Annotated in this window: 11 protein-coding genes and 1 pseudogene; 9 read left to right on the forward strand and 3 right to left on the reverse strand. The window is 31.7% G+C overall.

Annotation, left to right across the window (positions count from 1 at the left end; translation table 11 throughout):
- Positions 1–404: 404 nt before the first annotated feature.
- Together CLTEP_RS12225 and CLTEP_RS12230 are read right to left on the reverse strand one after the other, a co-directional pair.
- Positions 405–1232 carry a metal ABC transporter permease gene (locus CLTEP_RS12225; protein WP_066827109.1) on the reverse strand — a complete coding sequence of 276 codons (828 nt, stop codon included), beginning with the start codon at positions 1230–1232 and terminating at the stop codon, positions 405–407.
- A complete protein-coding gene (locus CLTEP_RS12230) occupies positions 1232–1996 on the reverse strand; it encodes a metal ABC transporter ATP-binding protein (RefSeq protein WP_066827110.1) in 765 nt (254 codons plus the stop codon). Before CLTEP_RS12230 ends, CLTEP_RS12225 begins: the two co-directional genes overlap by 1 nt.
- Before the next feature lie 572 nt (positions 1997–2568).
- Here CLTEP_RS12230 and CLTEP_RS12235 point away from each other — a divergent pair.
- The 6 genes from CLTEP_RS12235 (at position 2569) to CLTEP_RS12260 (ending at position 8723) form a co-directional block, all read left to right on the forward strand.
- Positions 2569–4383 (forward strand): peptide-binding protein, encoded by a 1815-nt coding sequence (locus tag CLTEP_RS12235; RefSeq protein WP_066827111.1) that lies wholly within the window; start codon positions 2569–2571, stop codon positions 4381–4383.
- A gap of 55 nt (positions 4384–4438) precedes the next feature.
- A complete protein-coding gene (locus tag CLTEP_RS12240) occupies positions 4439–5401 on the forward strand; it encodes an ABC transporter permease (RefSeq protein WP_066827113.1) in 963 nt (320 codons plus the stop codon).
- Between the two features lie 11 nt (positions 5402–5412).
- Positions 5413–6351, forward strand: a complete 939-nt coding sequence (opp4C, locus tag CLTEP_RS12245) for an oligopeptide ABC transporter permease (protein ID WP_066827115.1) — start codon at positions 5413–5415, stop codon at positions 6349–6351.
- A 12-nt stretch (positions 6352–6363) separates the two neighbouring features.
- Positions 6364–7341 carry an ABC transporter ATP-binding protein gene (locus tag CLTEP_RS12250; protein ID WP_066827117.1) on the forward strand — a complete coding sequence of 326 codons (978 nt, stop codon included), beginning with the start codon at positions 6364–6366 and terminating at the stop codon, positions 7339–7341.
- Positions 7342–8307, forward strand: a complete 966-nt coding sequence (locus CLTEP_RS12255; RefSeq protein ID WP_066827121.1) for an ABC transporter ATP-binding protein — start codon at positions 7342–7344, stop codon at positions 8305–8307.
- 197 nt (positions 8308–8504) lie between these two features.
- Positions 8505–8723 carry a hypothetical protein gene (locus CLTEP_RS12260; protein ID WP_066827122.1) on the forward strand — a complete coding sequence of 73 codons (219 nt, stop codon included), beginning with the start codon at positions 8505–8507 and terminating at the stop codon, positions 8721–8723.
- 75 nt (positions 8724–8798) lie between these two features.
- Here the strand turns inward: CLTEP_RS12260 and CLTEP_RS12265 are convergent, their stop codons facing one another.
- Positions 8799–9071 carry a hypothetical protein gene (locus CLTEP_RS12265; protein ID WP_066827123.1) on the reverse strand — a complete coding sequence of 91 codons (273 nt, stop codon included), beginning with the start codon at positions 9069–9071 and terminating at the stop codon, positions 8799–8801.
- A gap of 752 nt (positions 9072–9823) precedes the next feature.
- On the opposite strand from CLTEP_RS12265, the gene CLTEP_RS12270 reads away from it, so the two are divergent.
- The 3 genes and pseudogenes from CLTEP_RS12270 to CLTEP_RS12280 all read left to right on the forward strand — a co-directional run.
- Positions 9824–10333, forward strand: a complete 510-nt coding sequence (locus tag CLTEP_RS12270) for a DUF134 domain-containing protein (protein ID WP_066827124.1) — start codon at positions 9824–9826, stop codon at positions 10331–10333.
- A 113-nt stretch (positions 10334–10446) separates the two neighbouring features.
- Positions 10447–10785 carry a transposase family protein gene (locus tag CLTEP_RS12275; protein ID WP_066827133.1) on the forward strand — a complete coding sequence of 113 codons (339 nt, stop codon included), beginning with the start codon at positions 10447–10449 and terminating at the stop codon, positions 10783–10785.
- Positions 10786–10936: 151 nt separating this feature from the next.
- A pseudogene (locus tag CLTEP_RS12280) lies at positions 10937–11378 on the forward strand (transposase); the annotation flags it as partial.

Consider the following 11378-nt stretch of genomic DNA (forward strand, 5'->3'; position numbering starts at 1 on the left):
AATTATATTTCTTTAGATGTATTAGAGGTTTTAGAAAAAAACGAATGTTACAAATAGATATTATTGAAGATATAAGAGATGAAAGATTTACTATAGAAGAAGACTGGATTAATCCAATATTTGCTAAAACATAATTTAAAAACAAAACTGGAAATTAATTATTAAAATTTCTTGGGGTAGGGGGAGGTGTAACTATTTTTAAGGCCTATCGGTTTGCAGGCTTCCCAGTTATTCAAGTAAATGTTAAAAAAACAAATTTTAGTAAAAACAAATTTTTAACTGGAATTTTGATGCGAAATCTCTGACATTATATTAATATGTTTTATAGAAATAGCCTGTAAAATCTTTGTTGCTTGTTTCGGTGGCAGTTCACAAATAAAGTTAAAAATACAAATTACCTCTGTTTATGACGGAGGTAATTTGTATTTTTGATTTAAAGATTTAATAGCTGTTGTAATGAAATAAGTTAATACAGTAACCAAAATTATAGAAGCACCTGATGGTATATTTATTACATATGACAACCAAAGCCCTGTAAAGCTAAAAACCATACCTAAAATTATCGAAGATACCAATATTTTATTAAAATCATAAGTAAATAATTTTGAAATAGCTGGTGGAGCTGTAAGCAGAGCTATTATCAATATTATTCCAACAACCTTTATTAAAACAACTATTGCTAATGCTATAAGTATAAAAAGACAATATTCTAGCAATGTAGTATTAATTCCTAGGGTGAATGAAAATTCATCATCGAATAAATATGATTTAAGTGTATTTAATATAGATATAATAAATAATATTATTATTAAATCCATAATACACATCATTTTTATATCAAAATTTGATACGTTTAATATATCTCCAAATAAATATGAAGTCATATCTGGAGGGTATCCAGGCATAAATGCTATAAATAATATGCCTAATGCCATGCCTAAAGACCAAAACATACCTATTAGAGTGTCTGTGTTGGTGCTGTTTTTACGTTTTATAGATGTTATTCCTATTGCAGAAGCAACTGAAAAAACCAAAGCACCTAAAATTGGAGGGATACCAAGCAAATATCCAAAACCTACACCGCCAAATGCAGTATGTGCAATTCCACCGCTCAACATTACTAATTTTTTTTCTACAATAATCGTTCCAATGATTCCACATGCTATGCTTGATAAAATAGCAGCGATTACTGCATGTTGAAGAAATGAATAATTAAACAATGCACTTAACATTATTTTCCCTCCTTATGTGTTTTTAAAACTCTATGAGGAATACCATGAGCGATTAAATCAATAGGGCAACCATATATTTGTTCAACGATGTTATCATTGATTTCTGCTTCACCATGATAAAAAAGAGATTTATTAATACATGCTATTGAAGTAACATATGAGCATATTGCACCTATATCATGAGTAACAATTATTATTGTCATATTTTTGTTCAATTCCTTTAATATTGAATATATTTCTGTTTTTGATTCGCTGTCAATACTTGCTGTTGGTTCATCCAGCAAAAGAATTTTGGGAGTCATAGAAATAGCTCTCGCAATTAATACTCTTTGGAGTTGACCACCTGAAAGTTGACCAATCTGTTTATTGCGTAAATCATATATATTTAATCTTTTCATAACGTCATAAATGATTTTATAATCATTTTCACCATATGTGTGGAAGAAAATATTTTTTTTAGCTAATGTGCCGGTTAGTACCACATCTTTAACGGTTATAGGAAAATTTTTGTCAAACTTAGAAAATTGAGGTGCATAACCTATAACTCCTTTTGAATCTTGGGGAAGCTCATCCATGATTTTAATAGTTCCTTTATTGGGCTTCAATAGACCTAATATTGTCTTTAATAGAGTGCTTTTACCTCCGCCGTTTGGGCCCATTATTGCTAGAAAGTCACCTTCATTTACCGATAAATTTATATTTGAAAGAGCGCAATTATTTTTATAATACACATATAAATTTGAAATATCAATAATAGTATTCATATATCACCTCAAAATTAAATATTTTATTAAATTATTTCTTTTGAATGTTTAAAGTTCCGATGTTCCGTTTTAGAAAGACGATTCACTGAACTTAATTGCAAATAAATTGCATTATCATTTTATAGCTTGAAATCGAAAAAGTCAAGTAATGCAAGTAAACTCGTTTTGTTAAAGCAAAACATTAGTATTTCAGATGGAGACGCTGCTCCACCTGAAGCAAAAAGATTCAATCTTTCACTTATAAGTGGGAGTCTTATAGAATCGATAAATAATCTTACAAAAAAGTAAGAAAGCATTAATGTAATTGTAAGATGGTTGTGATATCATTAGTGTAATAATTCAGAAATTTATGAAAACACAACAATATTCATAATTTTATATCTTTTTGTAATAAATATATTGAAAATAATGAAATAATGGTATAAAATATTCAATATAATATAATATGGAAATTTATATTAAATTTAATAATTGTGTTAACATTTCTCAGCTTATGCAATGTGGGGGGATATCTATATTGGGTAAAAGTTGAGAATGGTATATTATATCAAAAAATATAAGGGGGAAAAAATATGAAAAAAAGAGTAATGACAATTCTTTGTTTGGCTCTTGCAGTTGTGTTTGTCCTAGTTGGTTGCGGTGATGCAAATGCTAACAAGGAAAATAACAATTCAAAAGCTAATACTACAACGAGTAGTGACAACAATAACTCAAATACAAAAGACAACTCTAGTACAACTTCAACAAGTTCAGACACAAATACTAGCAGTGACAAAAAGAAAGAAGGTAAAAAGGATGTTACAGAAATCATAAAATGCGAACATCCAGAAAAAAATCCTCAGGTTGCTAAGAACAGAAAAGATACTTTGATAGTTGGAACTGTTGCACCAAAAGGTGACTTTGCTTCTATATATTCAAGTACTGTATATGATATGTGGGTATGTGATTTGTTATTTACAGGAATGGTTACTAATGATGTACAAGGTAATCCGATACCTGATATTGCTACATGGGATATTTCTGATGATGGATTAACATATACTTTCCATTTAAAGAAAGGTATAAAATTTACAGATGGTACTGAATTGACTGCTGATGATGTTGCGTTTACATTTACAGCTATTTGTGATCCTAAATATGATGGATTAAGAAGTGATGCAGTTAACAATTTAGTTGGTTATGATGAATATCATGATGGAGATGCTAAAACAGTATCTGGTATTAAAGTTATAGATCCATATACTATATCATTTACTTTAAAACAGCGTGATGTTCAGGCTATTTGGAATTTTGGTTATGGAATAATGCCTAAACATTATTATGATTTCAAAAAAGGTGACTGGAAACATGTTAAAGATATGCTATTAAAACCAATGGGCTCTGGTCCATATAAGCTTAAAGGTTATAAAGCTGGACAGGAAGTTTCATTTGAAGCTAATCCGAATTTTTGGAAGGGATCACCAAAAATAAAGAATATAATAATGAAGGTTACTAATTCTGATACAGAAATTCAGGAATTAAAAACTGGTGGCGTTGATGTTCAGGGTATAGCTATTAAACCTAAAAATATAAATATGGTAAAAGCGGCTGGATTCATTGATATTCAAATATATCCATCTAACGGATATGGATATATAGGATGGAATCTAAGAAATCCTATGTTCTCAGATAAGAGAGTTAGACAGGCATTGATGTATGGTCTTAACAGACAAGGTTTTATAGATACTTATTTTAAAGGATATGCTCAAACTTGTAATGTTCCAATTTCACAAGTATCTTGGGCTTATACAGATAAAGTAAATCCATACAAATACAATCCAGAGAAGGCAAAACAGTTGCTTGATGAGGCTGGATGGAAATTACATGATGATGGTTTCAGATATAAAGATGGCAAAAAGTTTACGATTCATTGGATGACTAGTACTGGAAGTAAATATGTTGAAACATTGATTCCAATAGTAAAAGATAATTGGGGTAAATTAGGTATTGAAGTTATTCCAGAATATATGGAATTTTCAACGCTTTGTCAAAAGGTTTATGATAAGCAAGATTTTGAAATGTACAATATGGGTTGGAGTCTATCAATTGACCCAGATCCATCTGGAATATTCGGTAAAGATCAAACAGAACCTGGTGGTTCTAATGCAGTAGGCTGGGTAAATGAAGAAAGCCAAAAATTGATGGATGCAGGAAAGAAAGAAATGGATCAAGAAAAGAGAAAAGAAATATATCAAAAGTGGGCTGTAATAGTTAATGATGAGTTGCCTTACTTGTTCTTGAGCACAGGCAAGGCCGGATTTGCAATTAATCATAGAGTTAAGAATTTGCATGTTTCTTCATATATTGAATGGACACATGATATTTGGAAGGTTGAATTAGAACAATAGTTTTATTGTGCCTGGCATTAAGCCGGGCACAACTTAAAAAGAGAGGGGGACAATAATGAGACAGTATATTGCAAGAAGAATTTTACAAATAATACCAGTATTGTTTGGTGTAACGCTTATTATATTTTTCTTATTTAAATTAACACCAGGAGATCCACTGTCGGCTATAACAGATCCACATGTGTCAGCACAGACAAAAGCTATGTTAAGACACCAAATGGGACTTGATGATCCTATCTATATACAATATGGTAGGTGGATAGGTAAGGCGCTTAAAGGGGATTTAGGATACTCGTGGTATTATAAACAACCTGTTAGGGATGTTTTACATACATATATATGGAATTCTTTCCTATTAGCAATCATTTCATTTGTATTATCTATAATTTTATCAATTCCTATTGGTGTTATATCTGCTGTGAAGCAATACTCGGGATTTGATATGTTCTTTACTGTGTTTGCATTATTTGGTGTATCTATACCATCTTTCTTCTTTGGTATGGCTTTGATAAAGATTTTTGCCGTTAACCTTGGCCTACTTCCAGTATCGGGAATGCATACTGCAGGTATGGATTATCATGGTATTAGAATGGTTTTAGATGTAATGAAACACGCATTGCTTCCTGTTATTGTATTAACTCTTGGTTCACTTGCGAGTCTTATGAGATATACCCGTTCTTCAATGCTTGAGGTAATAAGGCAAGATTATATAAGAACTGCAAGGGCGAAAGGTCTAAAGGAAAAGGTTGTAATATATAAGCATGCACTTAGAAATGCATTAATACCTGTAATAACTATATTTGGGTTGTCATTGGCTGGTTTGTTTGGAGGAGCAATTATTACAGAATCAGTATTTACATGGCCAGGAGTGGGTCCTGTTGATTTAATAGGAATAAATAATAGAGACTATAATTTGATTATGGGATACAATCTTCTTATGGCTATTTTGGTATTGATAGGAAACCTAATTGCAGATATTAGCTATGCAATAGTTGACCCAAGAATAAGGTTGCAATAGGAGGTGGAAGTATGGGTGGAAAAGTAGAAATAAATACTAAAAACAAGCTAAATATTGAACCAGAACAAAAAAAAGAAGTTGTATTAAGTCCTGGAAGGATTGTGTGGAATAGATTAAAGAGAAATAAATTAGCCATGACGGGTTTAGTGATAATTGTTATTTTAGTAGTAGCTGCAGCGGTATATCCTATAGTATCGCCATATGATGTTTATAAAATAGATCTGACAAAGACTGAACTCCCACCATCATGGGCTCATCCACTTGGAACAGATGATGTAGGAAGAGATGTATTAACTAGACTCATGTATGCAGGCAGAATATCTCTCTTGGTAGGTGTTGTTGCTGTATCTATTGAGGTTATAATTGGTAGTATAGTTGGTGTGGTTTCTGGATATTTTGGAGGAATAGTTGATTCAATAATGATGAGAATTGTTGATGTGATAATGTGTTTCCCATTTTTATGTATTTTAATAATGCTTTCTGCTGTTATGTCAGATTTACATGTTAATCCAAATTATAGAATATTTATTGTTATGTTTATAATAGGTATTATTGGTTGGACGGGTTTGAGCCGTATTGTAAGAGGACAGATGCTTTCATTGAGAGAGCAGGAATTTATGCAAGCGGCTGAGGCATTAGGACTTAGCGATAGAAGAAAAATGTTTAGACATTTACTTCCAAATGCATTGGCTTCGATAATAGTTTATGCTACTTTAGGAATAGGTGGAGCAATATTATCTGAGTCTGCACTAAGCTTTTTAGGATTGGGAGTTACTCCTCCGATACCTTCATGGGGACAAATGGCTCAGAAGTGTAGAGATATGTATGTTTTGCAATTTGAACCATGGTTGTGGGTACCACCTGGATTGTGTATTTTCCTAGCTGTTATGTCAATTAATTTGTTGGGTGATGGTTTAAGAGATGCTATAGACCCAAAACTGAAGAGATAGGGGGAGTAACATATGGCTAATGACTTAGTTGTTGTTAAGGACTTAAAGACATATTTTTATACTGAAGATGGTGTAGTTAAGGCTGTTGATGGCGTTAGCTTTAAAATAAAAAAAGGTGAAACTGTTGGTATAGTTGGTGAGTCTGGATGTGGAAAGAGTATTACGTCTATGTCTCTTATGAGATTGGTACCTAATCCACCGGGTAAAATAGTAGGTGGAGACATAACTATTGATGGTAAAAAGATACTTGATCTTTCTGAAGGTGAAATGAGAAGGATAAGAGGAAATGATATTTCTGTTATATTTCAGGAACCAATGACCTCTTTAAACCCAGTATTTACCATAGGATTCCAGATTTGTGAAGCTATTATGCTTCATCAGGGGTTAAATGAAAATGATGCAAAGAAAAAAGCTATAGAGATGCTTGAACTTGTAGGAATTCCGAGAGCAGATGAGATAGTAGATGCATATCCACATGAATTGAGTGGAGGTATGAGGCAGAGGGCAATGATAGCAATGGCTATATCATGTAATCCAAAGTTATTGATTGCTGACGAGCCTACAACTGCTCTTGATGTTACAATACAGGCACAGATATTGGATCTTATGAGAGATTTAAAAAAGAAGATAGGATCTTCTATAATGCTTATTACACACGATTTGGGTGTAGTTGCAGAGATGTGTGATTATGTAGTTGTTATGTATTCAGGAAAAGTTGTTGAAGAAGCAAATGTTATTGAATTATTTAAAAATCCGAAGCATCCGTATACTGTAGGTCTTCTTGAATCCAAACCAATATTGAACCAGGACAAAGAAAGATTGGATTCTATTCCTGGACAAGTTCCAAATCCACTACGTTTACCTAAGGGATGTTATTTCTATCCTAGATGTAAGCACTGTATGGATATTTGTAAAACAAAACAACCACCATTAAGAGAAGTATTACCTGGACATAAAGCAGCTTGTTGGTTGTATGGGGGGGAAGAATAAATGACAGAAACAGTAATAAAGGTTGAAAACCTTAAAAAGTATTTTCCTATAAAGGGGGGAATATTCAAGAAGACAATTGGAAATGTAAAAGCAGTAGATGGAATAAGCTTTGAGATTAAAAAAGGTGAAACTGTTGGACTTGTTGGAGAGTCAGGATGCGGAAAGTCTACAACAGGGAGAACAATGCTTAGATTGCTTGAAAAAACGGAGGGAAATGTATACTTTAAAGGTGAAGATATATTTAAATTAGAGAAAAAAGAGCTCAGAAGCATGAGACCTAAAATGCAAATTATTTTTCAGGATCCTTATAGTTCATTGAATCCTAGAATGAGTGTTTCAGAAATTGTTGGTGAGGCACTATTAGATCACGGATTTGCAACTAGAAAAGATGTAAATGATAAAGTAATGGAAACTATACTTGAATGTGGGCTTGCACCTCACCATATTAGAAGATATCCACATGAGTTTTCAGGTGGACAAAGACAGAGGATTGGAATTGCGAGGGCATTGATATTAAATCCAGAGTTTATTGTTTGTGATGAGGCAGTATCTGCTCTTGATGTTTCTATTCAAGCTCAGATTATAAATTTGCTTGCAGACCTTCAAGCTGAAAAACAATTTTCATATTTGTTTATATCTCATGATTTAAGTGTAGTAAAACATATAAGCCATAAGGTTGGAGTTATGTATCTTGGAAGCATGGTTGAGTTTGCAGAAAAACGTGAATTGTATTCAAAACCACTGCATCCGTATACAAAGGCATTGCTTTCAGCCGTTCCTATTCCAGATCCTACATTAACGAGGGAGAGAATTATATTACATGGGGATATACCAAGTCCTGCAAATCCACCATCAGGATGTAAATTTCATACTAGATGTCCTTATAAGACTAAGAGATGTGAGGAGGAAATACCTGAATATAGAGATGTTGGTGGAGGACATTATGTAGCTTGTCATATAATATAGATTGATTTATGTGATGGCAATAAATACGCTTGCAAAGTTTATAGAATAGTATTATTCTATAAGTGTGGTAGAGTTTTATACAGAGTCCCTGCCATTGTGGTGGGGAACTTCACAACATTGATGTGAAGTTAATAGCTTTATGGGGGTAACTTAATAGGTGTAACTTATCATTTGAATAATATAAGGGGGCATTATTTATGTTTTTTAAAAAGAAGAAAGCAGCAAACATTGATCCATATGAGCGTCAACTGATAGATGAAGAAAATAGAATGAAAGAAGTTGTAAAGTCTATGACGTTCAAGGATTTTTTAGCTATAATGATTGCACAATTTGAAATAATAATGCCCTTTGCATTAATTTTTGTTGGAATTATTGTTTTTGTCATGCTTTTTATGACGAAGGTGTGGCTAAGGTAAACAAGTGTGGTTAAGATAAACATGATGTAAATATTGTTTTGCATGCTTTGTAGAATATTTATTTTTTCATTTTGTTTATTCTTTGTTGATAGATTTGATTTTTTTCTCAAGCTTGTTTATGGTTTTACAATAATCTTTATAAGATGAGTCTATATTCTTATTGTATTTATATTTTTCATATACTAGCTTTCCGATTTCAATGAAAAGGTTATCGATTTTTTCCTCACAGGAATGAATTTCGGATTGTATTTTTAGATAGTTCATTAGGTTTTCAGATTTTTTAGTTATTATATCAACTCCATTTTGAGTTGATTTTTTTATTTTCCATAACAAATCTTTACTTGACATATATATGCTCCTTTTATAATAATGTTCATAGTATAGGATATTCAATATGCTTGTCCAATGTTTACAGTTTAGAGTAACTGGGAAATATGATAGTTATATATATTAAATCTGGATAATATGGTATATAATATTTTATAATTTAGTCCGTAAAACCACTGTGCCTTGTGCCTGTGGATGTAAGGACTTTAAATAATAACCATTCGATATGGTTATTATTTAAGAAAACTGTTATAGTATAAGTGTCACCCTAACACCTGTATGCAGGTAGCTAATCTGCCCTTTGAAAAATAAGGGATAGCCTTTGCTATTATGGATGTTGGCATACCAACGTTTGACATACATTATGCAAGATTAGGTCACTGGCACAAATACTAAATCGTTAGTATTATAGTTCTTTGATAACTGTATATATAAGGTTGCATAGAGTAATCCTTCTATGCGTAAAATATACAAGGTATCGCAACCTAATGTATTCCCAAGTTAGCTTACGCTATGAGGGATAAGGGCAAGTGTTCTCGCCCATAGAAATAAGGCTATCTAACTTTTGTTAGAGGAAACTTAAACAGCAAACTTTCTATAAAGAAGCTTCGTACCCTTGTGGTCGAAGTAGTTCACAGAATTGATATATTGAAAAACTCGAAGTTATTAAAAAAAAGTGATATAATACTCATGTAACGTTTTTGTGAAGAACCAAAATGTAAGTGTAAATTCTATTAAGTATATATGAATATTAGGAAGGTAGGAAAATTTTTATGCCTAGACCAAGAAAATGGAGAAGAGTTGGATATATACCAGATGTAAAAGTTTTTGGACCATTAAACGTGGATAATGCAAATAATGATATTGTAACACTAAATGTTGAAGAACTTGAAAGCATAAGGCTTATGGATTTAGAAGGATTAGATCAAGTAGCATGTGCAGAAAAAATGGGAATTGCACGTTCAACATTTCAAAGAATCTATTCTGAAACGAAAAGTAAGATAGCTGATTCACTTGTAAATGGTAAAGTTATCAAGATAGAGGGTGGAAATTATACACTGAATATATGCAATATTCATTGCAAAAATTGTGGCTATTCATGGGAAGAGAGTTATGAGAATATAACAAGTGATGATATGAAATGTCCCAAATGTGGAGCAGAGGTTGAATTGATTTGTTGTGAGTGTAATGATAGTGAGTTCTGCGGAAGATGTGGTAGAGGAAGAAATAGAGGAATGGGAAGAGGACTTGGAAATAGAAGAGGTAGAATGATGAAAAAATAATCAGGATAACCTTATAAAAAATAATATTTTCCATAAATTAAAATTATAGTACAAAGCTTGTTTAGCAAGTAGAAAATCGTGTAATATAAAAATAAAAAAGGAGATTTATTTTTATGGCACGAAAATCAAAGAAATTACAAGAATTACAAACAATGTTTAATGAAAATGATATAGATTTTTCATTAGTGAAGGATATTATAGTAATAAAAGATTTAATAGCAAGAGTAGAAAAGATTCCTGATTTTAGAGATCCTTCATATGTGAAACATAAATTGAGTGATATAGTGTTATTAACGCTTTTTGCAGTATTAAGTAATGCTAATGAATGGTGTGAAATAGAAGCATTTGGAATAAAAAAAGAAAAATGGCTGAGAAATTATTTAGAATTAGAAAATGGGATACCATCTGATGATACCAGAAGTTTAGCACTTAAAAATTTTTTAGGTTGGTAGCCCATTGATTTATAAGAATTTAAGAATAATCAGTGGAAATATGAGATTTTCCGATTTTTACTGGAAATTATAGAGAAAAAAGTTGCAAAATAAAAGCATCCTTTTTATAATAGTTTTGTTTAGAAATTCACACAAAAAGGATGCTGATAAAATGAGCAAGAGTTATTTGAAACAATTACTCACCTATACTAATAAGGTATACCATATAGGTGAAAAAATCAATACCTTAAAAGATAAAAGAGTAAAATCAGAAGTAAAAATTTCAACAATTGCTTTTATTGTTTTATTTGGATTTATGCTTCAAATAAGAAGTTTCAATAGATTAGACCATTGGCTTGAAAAAGGTAAATTTAAAAAAGTGTTACCTAAAAAAACTAGAACTCCACGCATTGACTCTGTCAGGCGGTGTTTCAGTGGTTTTGATTTAGATGGATTAAAAGGAATTCATAGTCATATAATTAAAACTACTATAAAAAATAAGGTTTTTAGAGGTGGTACTATAGATGGGTTAAAGGTTGTTGCAATAGATGGTGTAGAGCTATTTGAAAGCACAAAAAAATGTTGTGATAAATGTCTTACAAGAGTTGATAAAA

The sequence above is a fragment of the Clostridium tepidiprofundi DSM 19306 genome (genome assembly GCF_001594005.1).
Classification (GTDB): Bacteria; Bacillota; Clostridia; order Clostridiales; family Clostridiaceae; genus Clostridium_AC; species Clostridium_AC tepidiprofundi.